The following is a 17,900-nucleotide window of genomic DNA, read 5'->3' as shown; positions in this document are numbered from 1 at the left end:
GATCTATGGGGTCAAATCCACTCGCAGTGCCCTTCATCGCTGTCTTATACGACATGGCATTAGTAAGCGACCCAATCAGCAACAGAACAAAAACCAACGTGGACAGTTTGAACCGACAGAAATGGGTTACTTGAATATCGACAGTTGCAAGTTACGTCTGGAGGAAGGCAAGCAACACATGTTTTTGGCCATTGATCGTGTCACCAAATTTACCCACGTGGAGTTCTTTGATGCGCCGACCAAGCAAAATGGAGTGGAGCTGCATTTCTTGAGGAAGTTGTGGCGGTCTACCCATACACCATTCATACCGTCCTCACAGACAACGGTATCGCCTTCACAGAGCAGGCAAGATACAGGAATGGCCCAACCAATCGTCTCGTTGGGCACGTCTTTGATCGGGTCTGCCGTCAACATGGCATAAAGCACAAACTGACCAAGCCATATCATCCATGGACAGGTCGAACGAATGAACCGAACGGTGAAAGATGCCACAATAAAGTCTTTTCACTATCCAGACTTCCATGCATTGAAGGCCCATGTGCGGGCCTTTATCACTGCTTACAACTTCGCGAAGCATCTAAAAGCCCTGAGATGGAGAACCCCGTTTAAAACTATCTGCAATGCTTGGATTAAAACACCGGATCGTTTCAAGCTTCAGCCGCACCACCTCATTCCGGGACCATACACCTAGAGCATCTACCAGAGCACTTAGGGCCAATCGCTGGATAGACAGCGGGTGAACTATTCCAGTCCCTGTAATAAGCAGAAGATTGCCTCGCATTTCTCCGTCGCGCCACCAACCATACGGTGGTGGCATTGCGCGCCACATCATGTCCCATTCTAGGCGCAAGGTGGGCAGAGATGCTGCCGACCATTCAGTGTGGCCGCTCATGGCAAGAGACTCACTGCAGTGCTGTTCAGTGGCACTGATACAGTCGAACTTGGGCAAGCACAGCAAGTGCTCCAGCAATTGTGCCATGCTCAAGCGAAGGAACTGAGTGTTAGGTTGGTTTAGGATCCGTCTAACCATCCTGCCTCTACGCGATAGCCTCGGTTGCACATTAAGAAGTCGGTCAGATAACCATCATGCGGTACGGTTTCATCCATCCAAGTGCTAGGGATGTGTCCCACATACACATTGGCGATGCTACTATCCCGCAAAACCAGATCAATAAGATGTGGCTGACGGCTGACCACAGTCAATACCAAGGAATGAGACAATACACCTGCATCACGCTCGGGGTCGAATGGGGCTACAGTAACGCAGGCGAAAGGCAATTCTCTCTGCACCTTAGGGTCATCCGCCCGGGCCACTAGTGTCAGTAGTGGGTGTACTCGCATGCCATGCCTGTCGGTTTGTAAGGTGCCTGGTGTCAAGTCGGCGCCAAGACTCGCTTGCAGCGCCTCGGCCATGGTCGTGGGTAGTAGGCGTGGTGTAGATGGCGCCAGCTTATCTAGCTCACGCTGCAAATCTTGACTGAAGCGCTTCGCATCTCCTTCCACCAGCACTGCGCTGGTGCATACGCAGGCTGCTCCTCCGAGGTCTAGGATCGACTGGGCGGCGAGGCGTGCTGCCTTGGCTGGATCGGCATCTGCGCCGATTAGCATCTTGGCCCGCCCCGGACCTTGTACCAGAACGCGAGGGTGTGCAGAGTAACGTCGCGCCAGTTCTTCACCACCGTAAACGATAGACAGGTCGCACAACTCGATCAGGGTTTCGGCACCGCTATGGTCGGTAGGTAAAAGGGCAGCGTAATTGCCCAATCCTGCCAATTCCAGTGCCAGCACCAGCCGTTGTGCGGTTAAAGGCTCGCGAGTGGAAGGGCGCACTAGGACGCGGTAGCCCATGGCCAGCGCTTGTGGCCACAGAGCATGAACGCCAGGACCATTACCAGCGGCAATGACGGCCAACACCTCTCCTTTGCGGCTGAACAAGCTGCAACCTTGCTCAGCAGTGGGATCCTCACTAGACCACACCGCACCAGTCGGGGTGGCGGCCTTGAGTGCTTGCTCGAGCCGCTCCAGCCCCCGTACTATACGCTGGGCCGAGCCTTTCACCACTTCGGTGGGCAGACCACTAACTTCGCGGACCCGCGTGCAGTAGGTGTCGAAGGACATACCCGCCAACTCAGCCCCTACGAACAGCTGCGCCCCTTGTTTCAACCGTTCCAACCGCTGCGCCAAGCTTAACTGAGGGGTGCTGCGTATGCGCCTTATCTGGTCTTGCAAATACACCTTGGGCGCTAGGGTGTAGTGCCCCAACGGCTGCCCGTCCAGCCTGCAAACATCTAGGACTCGTTGCGAGCGGTAACTGCGACCTAGACAGCGTGCATCCACTTCCAAGCAGACTTCCTGCATAGTATCTCTTCGAGCTGGCATTAGTAGACTCCCTCGATAACCGTTTGGTTTGCCACTTGGGCCAGTGGGCGCACCTCACTGACTGCGTCACCGGCACTTCCGGGTTCGGCGGGTAGGCGCACGGCAGTATCGCGCTCCAGCACATTGGGAAAAAAGGCGTAGCGGCTGACATGGTGCATCAGAACTTGGCCGCGTTGACCATACGCTACCGGTTGGCGGTTTTCTCCTTCCACCACTTGCAGCAAGGCATAGGGGGCGAAGCTGTCGAAAATCACACCGCCTTGATGTAGCTCGCCTGCGCGAGCGCGGGTATCGGACAGGATCATGGTACTGCCATAACTGGCACTTATGGGGACTGCAGGGAATACCTCGTCCTTGAGATATGCGTAGGTATCATTACTCATATGGGTACCCCCCCAAGTAATTTGCAGCAGGCTGCTGTTCAGATTCTCCACCAACTCGGGACGTGCGGCGATGGCTTCCAATAAGGGGGGGGTTGCTACCAGATAAGCAATAGACTGACTTTGTAGTATCGGTAGGCACTGTTCCAGCAGATGATCGGCGTAACGGCGCATGCCGTCGTGGTCACCATTCTGCAGCGCCTTTTTTACCCAGCGTGGATCCATGTCAACGCTAAAGCACAAGCCACCCATCCGGCGCGCACGACGCTGATTGATTGCGCCCACTATATGTGGCCCTGTCGGTACGATGGCTAGCGTATTGAGTGGGTGCTTGCTGTCTTGTTTGACGAAGTTCTGCAGCCGCCAGCTAACTAGTTCGTCCAGCCAAGATTCGTAGGCCAGCACGCGTTTGGCTGCACCGGTGGTGCCGCCGCTTTCAAATACACCGGCCAGCGGCTCACTCACCAGTCCGCGCGGCATCAGCGCCTCCACCGGAGTGTGGCGCAATTCTAGGCTAATGTCAGGAAACATAGCTAAATCAGATAGTTGGCGAATATCAGTCAGGGGATCAAAAGGCAGGGTAGAGCGACGTTGTAGCCAAAAAGGTGATCCAGTGTTGGGAGAGAAATGCCAAGCCATCATGGCGGACAGATGACGGGAAAAATCTTGAGTTTCCATAATATTGGGTTCCTACGCTTGTTGCTTGCTCAAGGTTGTAAGCGCTGATATGACCAGGCGGTGCCTTGACGTTCGAAACGCAGGCGACGATGCAGCCTATGAGGTGAGGCGGCCCAGAACTCCAGAGCCTGTGGCTCTAGCATGTAGACGGCAAAGCTAGCTGGGCAAGGTAGGGCGCCCTTCTTGGCTGCGGCCTGATCGGCTGCGCGCAGTGCCTCAGGGTCGAGTAGCGGTGCACTTTGTCGTGATACTGTGGACATAGAGTGCAAGGGTATCGGTCTTAGTTGCCATGCGGCTTCGGCTAGCTCTCGCGGCAGAGCACGTACAGTTCCGCTCACTGAGAGTTGGCGGCCTAGTTCGCGCCAGTAAAAATGTCCGCAGGCGCCACCTGCTTCCGCAACGTCGCGGATCTTGCGACTGTCATCGTGAGTGGCGAACACAATCCCTTCATCATTGCACTCCAAAATAGCCATAACTCGAGAGGACAGCTGGCCAGCGGCATTGACTGTGGCTAGCACCATGGCTCGAGGCTCGCGTACTCCATAGGCCTGCGCCTCGTTTAGCCAAGATTGGGCTAGGCCTAGCGGTTTTATGCCGACGGTGGACTCGTACGCGGGAAAATCTAGGTCGGTACGCCCTGACAGACTTTCAAATTTGCTACTCATTTTCCGCCCCTAGAATTGATACTGGCCGCTGGCCGTATGGAAGGCATAACCGCTCGCCTCGATTGCCGGACCTTGCGCGGCACAATGAGCCACGGCTTGCAGGCGAGAAGGCCTACCCATTTCCACGCCTTGTAGGATATCCACTGTTTGCCCCCAATCTGCCAAGCCGTGGCGGATCAGGTGTAAGGCAAACGGTCCGGCAGCGGAACCGGTAGCTGCGTCCTCGACCACACCGTAGGCATGGGAGAACATGCGTATGCGCCAACCGCCTGTGCCGTCTGGGCAAAAACAAAGCGCAGCCATGTTGGGGTGATCGGCCAGCCGATTATGGTCAGGTCGCAGCGCAGACAGGGCTGCGATATGGGGCAGTCCGACAAATACGTGACGCGGTCCCACGTCGTACATTTCCACCGGTAGTGTACTGTCTTCTATGCCCAAAGTTGCCAGCAAGTCGTTGTACTGGGCGTAGGCTGACACTTCTGGTGTGGGTAGCTGCATCTGGATATGCGCGTTATAGCTACCATTGACTGATGGCGCGGGCCGTACCTCGAAGTGGAACAGCCCTTTTCCTGTTTCCAACGTCAAGCTGTTCTTGCCATATTTCATTGCCAATGCCAATGCTGTACCCAATAAAGGATGGCCCGCGAAGCTGAGTTGATTTACTGGTGTAAAAATCGCTACGTTAAAATCTCCGCCATATTTGGCGCGACGTACAAAAGTCGACTCGGATAAATTCATTTCCGCTGCCATTTTTTGCATGTGTTCATTATCTAGGTCATCGCAATCCATAAAAACGGCAACGGGATTTCCTGTAAATGGTTGTTCGCCAAAAGCATTCACTACGATATATTCACGCATAACTCATCCTTATGATGTCGCAGCAGGGATATTATTTCCTAGAGACATCTCAATTTGTTCCATCAAGCTACCAAGCCAAGCTTCTGTCAGCTGCCCTCGCATGCATACGGTCGCCTCAAAACTGAAATATTGATCAGCTGGACGGCCAATCCATTTGGCAGAAAGATTCACAGGCAATGTGGCGACCGCTGGTTTCTCTCCCTCCCATATGGTCAAGGCACCCCAGCGCGGAGGCTGGATGGACTCGAGCCACAATTTCATGGCCAAGTTTTTTACACCATGCCATTCCCGATGCACAGACTCATCAAGCCGCGCTCGTAATTGGGGGGGTTGCGGGTCGCTCTCGGCCAAAGACCACCACGCTAATTCAATACGCATATTTCTCTCACATCCCGCACAGCCTGATATAAAAGCGCGGCACCGCTGATGGAAAAGACCGATTCAGGATGGAATTGCATTGAGCAAAATCCCGGGCCTTTCAATCCAAAAACCTCACCTGTTTTACTGTTTCTATATACTTCTACTTCGCCGTAAGGTGTTGATATGTTGTCAGTTTCAGCCCATGCGGCGAAAGTGTTATAAAAACCAACGGTATGTATTTGTCCAAATATAGATATGGTTTGTTGTCGCCCCTGATTGGGTGGGGTCAGCCGCATCAAGGGTAGGCCCAGAACTTTGCATAGCAATTGGTGGCCAAAACAGATCGCCATCAAAGGCTGGCCACGAGCTAGCGCCGCCTCTATGGTCCGACAACCCAAAATCACACGCGGGTCGTCCATCTGCCTAGGATCTCCTGGCCCTGGGCCGACCAACAAAACATCCGCTTGTTCCACACTGGCCTCCCGATCCAGCGCGGAACGTACTTGTACCTCCAGGCCCTGCGACCTTAACTGGTAAGCCATCATGGAGGTGAATCGGTCTTCGTTGTCAAGTATGAGTACTGTGGGGCCGCTACGGGAAGTGGGTGCCGCCGCATTGTCGCGCCAGAAGGGTGCGATACGTTGTCGACGTTGCCATAAGGCAGTGTCTACTTGCTCGCTCTTGAACATAGGGCTATCGGTATTGCGCAGAACTGAGTCTGGGTCTGGCCGTAGGGCGTTTAACAATGCGGCCGCTTTAGACTGAGTTTCAAGCGTCTCAATGTCGGGATCGGAGTCACGCACCAAGGTGGCACCCAAGCCCAAGCGCATCTGGCCGTCGGGCGTCCATTCTGAGGTCCGGATTAGGATACTGGAGTCTAGTCTGAAACCGCTGTCAAGAGTCTCGATCAAGGCGGCGAAGCCGCTGTAATAAGAACGACCTTGCAGCTCGTAGCGTGCGATGACCCGGGTTGCGTTCTCCAGCGGGCTGCCGACTACAGTGGGTGCAAACATGGACTGCTTTAACAGGACGGATAAGGGTTGCCGTGATGGCCCTTCGATACGGTAACCGACATGTGCCAGGTGTGACATAGGCTGCAGAAACGGTCCTTGTACCCGCAGGTTTGAGGGGCAGAGTTCGGCCATCATTTTCAACTCTTCGTCCAGCACCATTGAGAGTTCGCCTTCTTCCTTGTCGTCAGCCAAGAAGCGCAGCAATGTTTCCTGATCCGGACCGTTCGGGCCAAAGCGGTAGGTTCCGCTGATGGGTGTCATTGCCACTTGGCCTTGTTCGTAGCTGAGGTGCAGTTCGGGTGATGCTCCGACTAAAGTGACATCCGCCAGACGTATGCAGAAGATCCAGTAAGCGCCATGCTCTTGCTGCAACAGGTTTTTGAACAGAGTGAGTGCCACGCCCCCATGGTAGTGCGGCACTTGGGCGCACAAAGTTCTCTTTATCACGAAGTTGGAACCAGCTCCCTGACCGATTTCCCGCTGTACGATTTTTTCGACCAAAGCGCGGTAAGCAGTGTCGTCCGGCTCGAAACGTAGCGACTGTACATCGATCTCACTGTCGGGAAGCACCGCCAGCGCATCGTCCAGCGCGATTTGCTCCACTTGTTCGGCCTGCAGTAGTTGCATGCACGAGCTATCCGGCCGCACTTGGAAGCCGCGTTCGGCAATCTGCTGATAAGGCGCTATTAGCAAGTTTACCCGGCCATGGGGCGGAGCGCAGAGAGTGTCTAGTTCCGCCAGTTGTTGCAAAGGCAGAAGCGTCCCTTGCAGACATTCCATCCTAGGACTGTCGTGCCTGCCTGGTCGGTAAAGCAGGGCGAACGCTTTCTGGGGGTCGTCCAACCAGCCACGGATCTGTTGGTTGAGCCATTGCGCACTTCTCATACGCACACCTCGTCCACAGCCAATACCTTGGCACAGCTCTCGGCCGCGAGTGCTAAAGCTTGCGCATGCGCCGCTTGGCTGAAATCGGCGATGGCGTCTTTCACCAGGAATACTTCTATATCACGCGAGAAGGCATCCACCGCAGTGCTCATCACGCCTATATGTGCGTATATTCCGCATACTACTATTTGATCTCGGCCGCTGTGTCGGAAGATATCGTCCAACGGTGTGGAGAAGAAGGCGCTATAACGCCATTTGTCCAGCACATATTCTTTTGCAGTCGGGCTGAGGGCCGGAGTGATGGAGATGTGGGATGCAATACGGCGCATGCCTGGGCCCCAGATATCAGCTAGTAGGCCACGTTCGCGTTTGCTCATATCACCACATTGGGCAGTGTAAACTACGGGTATACTGTGGGCGCGCGCGTATTTCAGTAGGCGCTGGCAGTTATGCACCACTTGGGTGCGTAGCTGCGGGGGTAACAAGTCCAGAAAGTACTGTTGCATATCGTGAATCAGTAGCAGGGCTCGCTGGTTGTCGGGCTGCCAGGTTACGCGGTTGTTCACTTGGAAGGCGGGATCGTTCAATGCATATTCTTGGATGCAGGGAATGCTCATTGTTAACTCCGGGTTCAAGTGGGAATTCCGCTACGTACAATTTTTGGCAGCTCAATGCCCAAAGCCTTAAATTGCATGCATGGGTTCATAAATTCGCGCTGTAACTTGATCAAACTGTCTTCAAATTCGAAGTAGTGAATGAAATGATTCTCGTAGAAGCCTTCTGGGTAGCCATCAAAACGGATCGTGCCTTTTCCATCACACTCAACCCAGAAGATATTTGGGTCTTGCGTATCGAATATTTTTATATTGAACCACTGCCAATCTGGAAAACATTTCAATGACCACACTGCGTGCTCACCTAATCGTTCCCTGCCATGGGTTGCTACTGCCACTCCGGTATCGCTGGTCCACAATCCGCCAACGCCATCTTCCGCAAACAATTGATGGCGATTTAAGCGATCCTCACCTAAGGTGTGCATATATTGCCAAACTATTGCTCGATTTTTTTCGCGCATAATGCTTTCCTGCATGTACTAACTCCTATTTGAAGTGATGCATTTAGTTATGTATTTTGTTTTTTATTGATTGCAGCGTGTTTTAAATTTTCAAATCGTCATAATTCGCTACGCATTCGAGCGCAGCACATCCCCATTTCATACCGGTTGAAATGGCGCTCAATAATATCTTGTCTCTTTGTTGAATTTTTCCCTCTTTATATAGAACGTTTAGGCTAATTAATTGGTCTGCACAGCCAACATGGCCCCAGTCCGCCACCAAACCTCGATTGCTTCTAAATAATCCCAACTTATTTAGCAGCCCATCCATGCTTTGATGACCTTCCAGCGTATGTAGCAGCACCATGTCTGGATCCAGTGTCCAGCCCACCTGCTGTAAACAGGCCTGGATGATTTCCACGCTGCGATCCATGCGCAGAGCCAAGAATGCCAGCAAGTCGCCCGGGCCAAACTGGTAGGTTTGCATGATCAACTCTCGACCAAGGGGGTCCATTCGACTGTCCCTATCTTCCGGCAACCATGGATGTAGACTGCCGCCGCGCTCGGTGCGCATCATGTCCACATAGCGGGTGTCCGAAATATCTTTGGCGCCTCGATAGACAAGTTTGGCTGGGTAGCGGCCATCTTCCGCACAGACCACTAGCGCTGCGGCGCCATCGGACAGGATGGCATTCATCAAGCCAAAGCGATCTTGGTGCGGCTCGCTCATGCGTTGGGCCAGCACGATGACGCCGATTTGGCCAGCGGACAGAGTAGGAGCAAGCAGAGCGGCTTGCATAAATGCTGAGATCGCACTACCGCACCCTTCCAGCAGATTTACTGTGCGGCATACTAGACCACCTAGCTCGGCGCCCACTTGGCAGGCTAGGTCTATGCTCGGGTAGTCGGCAATACCGGACTGACCAGCTACGATGAAGTCGATTTGTTCCGCGCGGCAGCCAGCATCAATGAGCGCGGCTTGTACTGCCTGTGAGGCCATTTTTCGCGCGCTGACGGTGCTAACGCCGTATTGGACGAAGCCAGCCAAGCGTATGGCCTCCAACTGTAAGGGCTTGGGATGTTGCACATCTTTTAGGGAGTGGATGGACGGTTGGGCTTGGCCTATACCGATAATTTTCACGTGTGATTCCTTATTCCGATTGCAGTGTCCGCCGATTACGCCGTAGGCCGCTCGAGACGCAGTTCGACTTCGCCTAGGCTCAGGGCCAGCAGTTGGGCTAGGTCGATACTCCAGCCAGTACGTTCAGAGAATTCGAACGTTAGCTGCAGGGCCAAAAAGGAAGTTCCACCTAACTCGATAAATCGGTCGTCCAGTCGGACATCCGCCTCACTTAGGATGCGGCCGACTTCAGCCAAGAGCGATTGGCGTGCCTGTTCAATTGTGTGCATGGGAATGCTCCTTCAAAGCACGGCGATCAGTTTTACCGCGCTCGTTCACAGGCCAGTCCTGAGGGGGCAACAAGACATAGCGGCTGGGGCGTAAATAAGTGGGTAGGTCGACACAGCGTTGCCGCAAGATGCGGCTAGTCAGCTCGGCGCCCTCGCTGATGCGTAGATAGGCAAGCAAGTATTCGGCCTGATGTTTAGTCTGTTCCACCCATACTACCGCCTCCTCCACCCCGGCTTGAGATGCTAGGAAACTTTCCACCTCGTAGGGCTGCACACGATGGCCATGCACTTTCAGGAAGCCATCCAACCTGCCCATGAAACGCAACTGACCTGCAGCGTCGCGCTGACAGACATCACCTGTGCGATATGCGTCTTGCAACGGCGCTTGGCCGTCGTAACCTTGAAAGACTTGAGGTCCTTCCAGCAGCAGCTCTCCTTGTTCAACTTCGCCGTCCGAGTCTTCATCCAAGCTAGTCAGCTGCAGGCACATACCGGGCAGGGCTGTACCCAGCGGTACGGAAGTTTCTTGTATATCCGTATCGCTCAAAAGGTGGCTGGTGCAGAACACAGTTGCTTCAGAAGGGCCGTAGGTATTGAACACGCGCACACCACTGCGCTGGAGTGCGAGCCAGTGCGGTGCGAGCAAGCCCCCACTGAGTTTTTCGCCACAGAAGATGATTTCGCTTAGAGCTAGTGTTTCCCAAGGAATCTCACTGCTCGGCTTGATGCTGAGAAAGCGATACTCGGAAGGCGTGAGAACGACAACCTGGATCTGGTGGGTGACAAGTTGTGCCCAACTGCATTCGAGGTCGCGCTTATCTGGTTCACTCAAAGGCGATAGACAGCCTCCATGGGCCAGACAGCCAAAAATTTCTCCTATGGACAGATCAAAAGTCAGATCGTGCATCCAGAGCCAGCGCTTGTCTGGCCCGATGGCTATGGACTGGAGAAATCCTCGCAGGAAGGCACGCAGAGCGCTTTGCCGAATGGGGACGATCTTGGCTTCGCCAGTGCTGCCTGAGGTGTTGACGCAGTACACCTCCGGATCGACCTGCGTCCGGGGCTCGCGGTACGCGCCTGGCGTGCACAGCTGGTGCGAGAAGGCTTGGCCGTCCAGTTCGCTGTCTTCAGCGGAAAAGGGTTGTTCGGAGATCAAGACTGCACATCGGCCCTGCTCGGCGCGCGCGCGCTTACGCTGAACGTCACCGCTGCGCGGCAGGGCCATGAAGGAGATGGAGTTCAATACGCAGGCCAGGATCAGCTGGTGTAGCAAGCGGCCGCGAGGCAAGTCCAAGGCCAGACGGTCGCCCCGCGCCAAGCCCAGGGTTCGCAGTCGTTCGGCCAAGCTTTGAACGCCGGCGAAATAGTCTTGGTAAGACCATTCGCCCGTTTCATCCCGCCAAGCTATGGCTGCAAGCTGTGGCACAGGTACATCCAGCGCCTGACTCAGAGTGCGTATTAGTGTATCTATATTTTGCATCTTTTTATTTGCCTCTGGGTTAGAACATCAGGGTCAGGCTGCGTGGATCTCGACCCAAGGCCACCAGGCCGGCGGCTTCTTCCGGCACTAGGCGTGAAAAACCGCCATGTCGTGCTCCCACGTTGATATCGCGCCAAATGCGTTCAAGCGGATGGCCTTGTTCCAGTCCGCCGGAGCCATAGAGCCACAGTAGGTCTTGCACCAGATCCACACAACCGCGCATCACGCGTGTCGTTCGCGCACGCACATCCACTCGAGCTTTAACGCTCAAATTTTCATCGGTAGTGGTTGCGAAGCTGTCAATTACGTTGGCGTTGCGCTCGGCCAGGCAAACCAGGCTATCAAACAGACTTTGCAGGCGGCCGATTTCGGCGCGGAAGGCGGCGGAGTCAGTCATCGCCGTATACGTGCTGCCAAGAATGGGGCGGCTGGAGGCGGTGGTGAGCACATGCTGCAAGGCGGCTTCGGCCGCCCCCAGCATGGCGCCGCTCAGGCAGTTCATCAGCACGCCTGAGAACAACCCCAGATAGGTGGTTTGGCCGGGGGCGATATCTAGCATGTGCTCCGTGCGCACTTCCCCCGACAAAATTGGTGCATAGGGACGTAGCTGATGGGCCGCCAATGGTATGCCGAAGGCGCGGATGCTGACGCTCTGAGTGGCGCGCAAGCCAGCCGATTGCCAGGGCCGGCTAATTTCCAACATTTGTGCCGGCACGGCTACAACGTGCACATCCTGGCCTTGACTGTCTTCGACGGCGGCCAGACCGAAAAAGGTGCGAGCGTAGGGCCAAGCCGAGGCATAATGCCATTCCCCGTACAGCCGGTAACCGTCGCCATCCCGGTGCAGTGTGCCCGGCCGACCGAGCACCATGGCTAGCAGTTTATGATCGTCGTGCGCGCCGGTGTCCTCCTCGGCAAACGCTTGCTGCATGCACCAAGCGGAGTTGGACACGCCAACCACCCAGGCCAACGAGGCATCGATCCGTCCCAGGCTGCGACATACGTCCAGCACCTGACGCAAAGAGCCGCCACCGCCGGCCTGCCGCTCGTCCATAATGTTCAACAAGGAGCTGCGCTGTAGCGTCCTTAGTAACTCGCCGGACAAATGTTCTTGCTGCTCGACATCCCCAAGTTTGGCCAGTCGAGAGATTTCCAGCTCGTATTTAAGCTCCATTGTCGGCTTCCCAATCTGCCATGCTCTGCGCGGCCTCGCGGCGCGCCCTTTCGGCAAATTCCGCGTTGGTGGCCAAGCGGCGGGGCATGACCGACGCGTCGAACATACGCCAGAAGTACGGCAAGCTGGCCTCGGGCGGCAGTACTGGATAGCCGCAAGAGGCGCGGCGCAGGAGGTCTTCGGCAGAGTAGGAGGCACTCACCGGCTGTCTTTGTGCATAGGTGTCGGCCCAGCCGGTTTTATGAGGGCCGGGATGCAGGCATCCCACTTGAATGCCACTGTCGGCCAGTTCTTCACGTAAGGTACTACATACTGCCTCGATGCCGTGCTTGCTGATCTGATAGGCGCCGAGCAAGGGCCAGCACGACACTCCGCTCATGCTAGATACCAGCAAAATGCGAGCGTCATCCGCCTTGCGCAACTCGGATAACAGGGGGCGAATCACATTAAGGGTGCCTTCCACATTGGTGACGAACTGCGCGCGGATTTGCTCGTTGGATAGGTCTTCCAGTGTGCCGAACTGCGCATAGGCTGCAGCGGTTACCACTCGGCTGGGTCGTCCCGCCAGACGCTGGGCTTCAGCCAAGCGAGCGGCCAGTTCATCTGCATCACGCACATCGGCCACGCAAGGTATGAAGCGCTCGCCCAGGCTGGCGCGCATTGTCTCCGCAGCCTCGTGCGAGCGGGTGATGCCAATCACGCGCTCTTGGCGGTCCTCGATGATGGAGCGCGTCCAGCATCGTCCCAGGCCGCTGGAGCAACCGCTCACTACCCAGGTTCTGTTTGCGTTCTGTTCCATTTCAGACTCCTTCATTTTGTAGTTGCGCCGCACGAGCCGGGCTGCGCATCAGCAGTACTCCCAAGCTCAGCAGCATAGATATGGCGATAAAACACAGCGCGCAGGCTAAGCCGATGGTTGGCGCTTGTTCGCGCAAGGTTTCGGCGCTCAGGCGAGCTTCAAGACCCAATTGCAGGCGAATCGCGCCATCGAACAGCAGTGCAACTAGCACACCGCCCAGCGCGCTGGCGAGCTGGCGCACCGAGTTGTAAAAGGCTGCGGCTCGACCGATCGTGGCTGCCTCGGCGCGGCTCAAGGCCATATTGGCCAGCGGGGCGAAGGCCAAGCCGGTGCCACAGCCGGCCAAGGCCATCAGCAGCATTAGAACAGGAACTCGCAGCGCGGTTTGTGTGAGGACAATGGCAGAGGCGCCGATCAGCAGACTTGCTAGGGCGAACAGACCCAAACCCAGCTGCACGGCTTTAGGCAGACTCAGGCGTGTGGCGACGCTGGCGGAAAGCGGACCGACAAGCGCATTGGCCAGCGCGATGGTGACCATAATGGCACTGATGGCACTGGGGCCTAGCTGCATGCGCACGCCCAGCAGGAAGGCTAGTGGCAGGTAAAAGGCAGTGAGGCCGGCTCCCAGCACCCCAGATACGAGGCAGGTACGTAGAAAGCAGTGATCGCTCCACAGAGCAGGAGCCAAGAGGAGGCTGTGCCTGCCCTTGAGCTCGTAGCGCAGCAGCGAAGCTCCCAGTATCAAGCCTCCGATCAATAACCCTGTGCCTAGGTTTCGTTGCGCGGCATCGGCTACAACCCATTCTAGACCGATGATGGCTGCGGCTAAGCTGCAGCCATAAAGCAGGCTCATTGCGATGTCCTGCCCACGCAAACCTCGGCCTGGTGCACTAGGCAAGCTGACTAATGCCAGCAGTAGACAGACGAGGGCTACTGGGATATTGATCCACATGATCCAGCGCCAATCGCCCATGGCCAGAAAGACTTGGGTCAGTACCGGACCGGTGGCAGTGGCGATACCCGCAACTGCGCCCCACACGCCCAATGCAGTCCCACGGCCTTCCGAGCCAAATAGCTGAGAGATGTATGCCATGCTTTGCGGAGTCAGCAGACCGGCGCCAATACCCATCAGCACGCGCCCGATCAGTACGGCGGGCAAGCTCTGCCCCGAGCCGCTCAGCCAAGCCCCCAGCCCCAGTATGAGATAGGCGCAAAGCACCACGTTCTTACGGTTGGCGAAGTCTCCCAAGCGTCCGCCCAGTAATAGACTGGCTGCATACATCACCAAATAGCTGTTGTTGACCCAGGCTACCTCGGCCGGACTGAGGTTGAATACATCCATCAGAGTGGTGTAGGCCAGTGGAACGGTGGTGGCATCCATCATAACTAGGAAGAAGCCCAGGCATAGCCCAAGAAAAGCCCAGTGATTCTTAGACATACGACATCCTCAATGGGCGGGGTGAAGTTCAACGTGCCAAGACGGTAATAAGGTGCGACCTTGATCGTCCAACTGGATATTCAGGCCTTTTTTCTGAGCAAAATCCTGTATGGCCACTGCATTGCCGCGATAATCCACCCGCTCGACCGTATGGATGCTCCAGCCGGCCTCTTCGGCCAGCGTGACAATTTCTGACAGGTGGCTGGATAAGGGACGCGGCATGCCATAAACCGAAGTGGCGAACGTCATTAAATGAAAACGGGTTTGCGCATGGGCCAGACGGCGCATTTCCTTCAAATAGGCTAAGCGGCTGGTGCTAGGAATGGCATGGTAGGTTGCCGAATCCAATAGGATGTCGAAACCAGGCTCCAGTTCGGTTTGACAGGCGTCGCGCACTTCAAAATGGATATCGAGCCCGGCATGGTGGCGGCGGCTGGCGGCGATCGCGTCTTCGGCAATATCGATCGCTACGACTTTGTGTCCACGCTCAAAAGCTGCGCGCGCGTTGCGTCCTAGACCACAACCTACATCCAACAAGCGGCCAGGTGGCAACGCGTCCAGAATGCGGCACACTTCGGGCTGAGCCGAGCCTATTTCCCAAGGTACCTCAGTGATATTGGAGCTGATCACCAAGGATTGACCTTGATAAACACCTTTAAAATTGGCTTGATCGTATTCGCTCATGATTGCGCTCTCGCTATGAAATGAATAATTGGATTGGAGGGAGATCAGCTCAGATGCGCTTGACAAGTAAGGGGCGCAGGCGCAAACGGGCCTGTTTCAATAAGAACTCTGTGCTCGCCCAATCTAAGCAGGGATCAGTAATCGAGCAGCCATATTTCAGTGTTGCGCCGTTCTGAGTGAATGGTTGATTACCGGCTTCGACAAAGCTCTCCAGCATTACTGCGCGTATACTTCGATTGCCGGCATGAATCTGTTCCACCACATCGGTTAATACCTTTTCTTGATGTAGGTGGTTTTTATTGGAATTGCCATGAGAACAATCCACCATCAGGCAGGGACGAAGTCCATGCTCTTCATGTAGACGCTCGATTTCGTGTATTTTATCTGCACTATAGTTAGGCAGTGTTCCACCTCGTAATACTATGTGGCAACAAGGGTTTCCCGGAGTGGAAACAACAGATATTTGTCCCTGTGGACTTATACCAAGATATGAGTGCGGCTGTTTGGAAAAAGCCATGGCATTGAAAGCCGCGTTTAATGACCCATCAGTGGCGTTTTTAAAACCGACTACCATATTCAATCCAGAGGCCAACTCCCTATGAATTTGTGATTCGCTGGTACGCGCACCGATAGCCATCCAGCTATATAAGTCAGCTAAGTACAAAGGAGATAGCGGGTCCAGCGCTTCGCCAGCAAGGGGAAGGCCGTAGGCGCTGGCTTCCAGTAGAAAATGGCGAGCCTTGAAAAGGCCCTCCTCAATACGACAACTGTTATCCAGATGCGGGTCGTTGATAAAACCTTTCCAGCCGCCACGTGTACGTGGTTTTTCAAAATAGACGCGCATGGCGATTAAAAAGGTGTCGGATAGTTCATCCGCCAAACAGGCCAAGCGTCGTGCATAATCTAGCCCGGCTTGAGGGTCATGAATCGAACAGGGACCAACCACAACTAGCCAGCGTGGATCCTCTCCACTCATGACTCGTGCAATATGATTGCGGTTTCCATCAATCCGATGAGCGGTCTGGTTCAAGCGCGGAAGGATAGTGCATATATCGCTTGGTGTTGGAACGGCCTTGAAAGAAAGCGTAGAAGAGTAGAAGTCTTCCACAAAGCGTTTGGATTCTGGTAGAGAATTTTTTATGGGAAGCATATCGGCATGTGAAATATTTTTTCAAAAAAAAAGCAGAGTTCTACCGCTCGCTTCGAAAGCGAGACGAGGGTAGTTAAAAACTCACTGGTGCAAGATGGATGCGCAGTAATTATTCGAACTACCCCGCTTACAAATGTTTTAATCCAACGGACAGATACGTATTACATGACCATCCGGGTCAGTTACTAAAAAGGTCCGGCCGAATATTTCTGTTTGCGGCTCTTGCAGGATTTTAACTTGTGGTTTATTGCTCCATATCTCAAATAACTCATCCACATCTTTGCTGCTAGGCAGCATGATCCCAATCTCGTGATAGCGTGGCGTATCAGTTTGTGGTGTAGCACCACCTGTCCAAAGTGCGAACAAAGCTTGACCATCTACGCCATAAGCAATATAGCGAGGGGTTTCAAACACTGGCGTGGTATTCAGCAAGTAATTGTAGAAAGCTTTGGAACGCTCCATATCGCTCACGTAAATCAGCTGTAAATTGGCAATTAGTTTCTTATCCATGATTAGATTCTCTTAGGGGATGAAAAGTTACATTCATACTGTGTTGTTGACTGTAAAAAACAAAGTTAGCCATGAGTGCTAAATAGTTTAATAAAAATCGAGCCATCGCGTTAGGCAGTACATCATTAATACTTGATTGTGCACTACATTCTATCTAACAGGCTATTAAAGCATAGCCATTGACTATTACATGTTAGCCGAGCCGCTTTGCGAAGGCTCCATCGCGGCACAGCAGGTGTTCCACGCCCAGTAGCGACACGGTAACAAGACCTCCCGCACCTAAATCGGCTGCGCAGTTCAAGGTCGCTCGGAGCAATGGCATCACAGTGAGGCTATCGATTTAGCTGCGCGAGCATGAAGGTTTATCAAAATCCATCATGGCGAATCGGGAAAAATCCCATACATCGGGCCCGCAGGTCAATGGCTGGTCAGCCAAAAATATAGCAGTACTCAAACATCTGGGAATTTAAAGCGTGGCCTAGCGATGTTGTTGTTTCTGTGATCATGTGTATGTCTGCCCCCTTACTCTTCTACCATATTTGAACTCAAACGGAAGGAAACGGGTACTACAAGAGTTGGTAGGTTGAATCGCCCCCAGTTTTCTAGACACCTCACAGCCTTAAAATGAGGCAACTATTGGAGGTGTTATGACCCGTCAGCGTTATCCAGAAATATTCAAGATAGAAGGAGCCTGTAAATAATTCTGTGTAACTGCCCACTCCATTACAGGTGACCGTTCAGGCGATCACCGAACTCGATAATAAAGCGATTTAGGGCAAGCTTCCAATTCTGGATCGGCATGGTCCATTTCTTGGAGGCCTGCTGTATCGCGAGAAACGCCACTTTTAGCGCCGAGTCGTCGGTCGGGAACAGCTTCCTTTGCTTGGTCGCTTTACGCAGCACGCTGTTCAGTGACTCGATCGCATTGGTGGTGTAAATCACCTTCCGGATGGCGGGGGGATAATCGAACAGCGTGATCAGAT

At 54.3% G+C, this 17,900-nt stretch carries 18 protein-coding genes and 1 pseudogene; 1 reads left to right on the top strand and 18 read right to left on the bottom strand.

Annotation, left to right across the window (positions count from 1 at the left end; translation table 11 throughout):
* Positions 1-691, top strand: a pseudogene (locus BN1129_RS24315) (integrase core domain-containing protein); the annotation flags it as partial.
* A 320-nt stretch (positions 692-1,011) separates the two neighbouring features.
* Here BN1129_RS24315 and BN1129_RS20920 read toward each other — a convergent pair.
* The 18 genes from BN1129_RS20920 to BN1129_RS20850 all read right to left on the bottom strand — a co-directional run.
* Complete coding sequence (locus tag BN1129_RS20920) at positions 1,012-2,172, bottom strand: aldehyde dehydrogenase family protein (RefSeq protein ID WP_167335298.1); 1,161 nt, start codon at positions 2,170-2,172, stop codon at positions 1,012-1,014.
* 206 nt (positions 2,173-2,378) lie between these two features.
* Complete coding sequence (locus BN1129_RS20915; protein WP_042039193.1) at positions 2,379-3,437, bottom strand: acyl-CoA synthetase family protein; 1,059 nt, start codon at positions 3,435-3,437, stop codon at positions 2,379-2,381.
* 29 nt (positions 3,438-3,466) lie between these two features.
* Positions 3,467-4,102: a pyridoxal 5'-phosphate synthase gene (locus tag BN1129_RS24625; RefSeq protein WP_084204721.1), complete on the bottom strand. Its 636-nt coding sequence runs from the start codon at positions 4,100-4,102 to the stop codon at positions 3,467-3,469.
* Between the two features lie 9 nt (positions 4,103-4,111).
* Entirely contained in the window at positions 4,112-4,960 is an 849-nt protein-coding gene (locus BN1129_RS20910) for a PhzF family phenazine biosynthesis protein (RefSeq protein ID WP_042039192.1), read from the bottom strand.
* A 9-nt stretch (positions 4,961-4,969) separates the two neighbouring features.
* A complete protein-coding gene (locus tag BN1129_RS23645; RefSeq protein ID WP_157013507.1) occupies positions 4,970-5,338 on the bottom strand; it encodes a hypothetical protein in 369 nt (122 codons plus the stop codon).
* Positions 5,323-6,960 (bottom strand): anthranilate synthase family protein, encoded by a 1,638-nt coding sequence (locus tag BN1129_RS20905; RefSeq protein ID WP_167335297.1) that lies wholly within the window; start codon positions 6,958-6,960, stop codon positions 5,323-5,325. Before BN1129_RS20905 ends, BN1129_RS23645 begins: the two co-directional genes overlap by 16 nt.
* A gap of 254 nt (positions 6,961-7,214) precedes the next feature.
* The gene (locus BN1129_RS20900; RefSeq protein WP_042039190.1) at positions 7,215-7,835 is read right to left on the bottom strand and encodes an isochorismatase family protein; all 621 of its coding nucleotides are present in this window, start codon (positions 7,833-7,835) and stop codon (positions 7,215-7,217) included.
* A 14-nt stretch (positions 7,836-7,849) separates the two neighbouring features.
* Positions 7,850-8,308: a PhzA/PhzB family protein gene (locus BN1129_RS20895; RefSeq protein ID WP_209418541.1), complete on the bottom strand. Its 459-nt coding sequence runs from the start codon at positions 8,306-8,308 to the stop codon at positions 7,850-7,852.
* 67 nt (positions 8,309-8,375) lie between these two features.
* Positions 8,376-9,413, bottom strand: a complete 1,038-nt coding sequence (locus BN1129_RS20890; RefSeq protein WP_042039189.1) for a 3-oxoacyl-[acyl-carrier-protein] synthase III C-terminal domain-containing protein — start codon at positions 9,411-9,413, stop codon at positions 8,376-8,378.
* 35 nt (positions 9,414-9,448) lie between these two features.
* A complete protein-coding gene (locus tag BN1129_RS20885; RefSeq protein ID WP_042039187.1) occupies positions 9,449-9,682 on the bottom strand; it encodes a phosphopantetheine-binding protein in 234 nt (77 codons plus the stop codon).
* Positions 9,669-11,162: an AMP-binding protein gene (locus BN1129_RS20880; protein ID WP_084204720.1), complete on the bottom strand. Its 1,494-nt coding sequence runs from the start codon at positions 11,160-11,162 to the stop codon at positions 9,669-9,671. Before BN1129_RS20880 ends, BN1129_RS20885 begins: the two co-directional genes overlap by 14 nt.
* 19 nt (positions 11,163-11,181) lie before the next feature.
* Complete coding sequence (locus BN1129_RS20875) at positions 11,182-12,336, bottom strand: acyl-CoA dehydrogenase family protein (protein WP_042039185.1); 1,155 nt, start codon at positions 12,334-12,336, stop codon at positions 11,182-11,184.
* Positions 12,326-13,135 (bottom strand): SDR family NAD(P)-dependent oxidoreductase, encoded by an 810-nt coding sequence (locus tag BN1129_RS20870; RefSeq protein WP_042039183.1) that lies wholly within the window; start codon positions 13,133-13,135, stop codon positions 12,326-12,328. The genes BN1129_RS20875 and BN1129_RS20870 overlap by 11 nt, the downstream gene beginning before the upstream one ends.
* 1 nt (position 13,136) lies before the next feature.
* Positions 13,137-14,573 (bottom strand): MFS transporter, encoded by a 1,437-nt coding sequence (locus BN1129_RS20865; RefSeq protein WP_042039182.1) that lies wholly within the window; start codon positions 14,571-14,573, stop codon positions 13,137-13,139.
* 9 nt (positions 14,574-14,582) lie between these two features.
* Positions 14,583-15,257, bottom strand: coding sequence for a class I SAM-dependent methyltransferase (locus BN1129_RS20860; RefSeq protein WP_042039181.1), 675 nt, complete (start codon positions 15,255-15,257; stop codon positions 14,583-14,585).
* Between the two features lie 49 nt (positions 15,258-15,306).
* Positions 15,307-16,365, bottom strand: a complete 1,059-nt coding sequence (locus BN1129_RS22910; protein WP_209418540.1) for a 3-deoxy-7-phosphoheptulonate synthase — start codon at positions 16,363-16,365, stop codon at positions 15,307-15,309.
* 180 nt (positions 16,366-16,545) lie between these two features.
* Positions 16,546-16,917, bottom strand: a complete 372-nt coding sequence (locus BN1129_RS20855; RefSeq protein ID WP_042039180.1) for a VOC family protein — start codon at positions 16,915-16,917, stop codon at positions 16,546-16,548.
* Between the two features lie 723 nt (positions 16,918-17,640).
* On the bottom strand, positions 17,641-17,900 hold a 260-nt coding region (locus BN1129_RS20850), incomplete at its 5' end, for a transposase (protein ID WP_042039178.1).

Source organism: Aeromonas popoffii (assembly GCF_000820025.1).
GTDB classification, from domain to species: domain Bacteria; phylum Pseudomonadota; class Gammaproteobacteria; order Enterobacterales; family Aeromonadaceae; genus Aeromonas; species Aeromonas popoffii.
This window is presented reverse-complemented; position numbering and strand designations above follow the sequence as displayed.

Bases quoted from the DNA above. Each gene is read 5' to 3' on its own strand.
- BN1129_RS24625 (WP_084204721.1), bottom strand. From the start codon at position 4,102: ATGAGTAGCAAATTTGAAAGTCTGTCAGGGCGTACCGACCTAGATTTT.
- BN1129_RS20860 (WP_042039181.1), bottom strand. From the start codon at position 15,257: ATGAGCGAATACGATCAAGCCAATTTTAAAGGTGTTTATCAAGGTCAA.
- BN1129_RS20865 (WP_042039182.1), bottom strand. From the start codon at position 14,573: ATGTCTAAGAATCACTGGGCTTTTCTTGGGCTATGCCTGGGCTTCTTC.
- BN1129_RS20895 (WP_209418541.1), bottom strand. From the start codon at position 8,308: ATGCAGGAAAGCATTATGCGCGAAAAAAATCGAGCAATAGTTTGGCAA.
- BN1129_RS20875 (WP_042039185.1), bottom strand. From the start codon at position 12,336: ATGGAGCTTAAATACGAGCTGGAAATCTCTCGACTGGCCAAACTTGGG.
- BN1129_RS20900 (WP_042039190.1), bottom strand. From the start codon at position 7,835: ATGAGCATTCCCTGCATCCAAGAATATGCATTGAACGATCCCGCCTTC.
- BN1129_RS23645 (WP_157013507.1), bottom strand. From the start codon at position 5,338: ATGCGTATTGAATTAGCGTGGTGGTCTTTGGCCGAGAGCGACCCGCAA.
- BN1129_RS20885 (WP_042039187.1), bottom strand. From the start codon at position 9,682: ATGCACACAATTGAACAGGCACGCCAATCGCTCTTGGCTGAAGTCGGC.
- BN1129_RS20905 (WP_167335297.1), bottom strand. From the start codon at position 6,960: ATGCAACTACTGCAGGCCGAACAAGTGGAGCAAATCGCGCTGGACGAT.
- BN1129_RS20870 (WP_042039183.1), bottom strand. From the start codon at position 13,135: ATGGAACAGAACGCAAACAGAACCTGGGTAGTGAGCGGTTGCTCCAGC.
- BN1129_RS20915 (WP_042039193.1), bottom strand. From the start codon at position 3,437: ATGGAAACTCAAGATTTTTCCCGTCATCTGTCCGCCATGATGGCTTGG.
- BN1129_RS20910 (WP_042039192.1), bottom strand. From the start codon at position 4,960: ATGCGTGAATATATCGTAGTGAATGCTTTTGGCGAACAACCATTTACA.
- BN1129_RS20855 (WP_042039180.1), bottom strand. From the start codon at position 16,917: ATGGATAAGAAACTAATTGCCAATTTACAGCTGATTTACGTGAGCGAT.
- BN1129_RS20880 (WP_084204720.1), bottom strand. From the start codon at position 11,162: ATGCAAAATATAGATACACTAATACGCACTCTGAGTCAGGCGCTGGAT.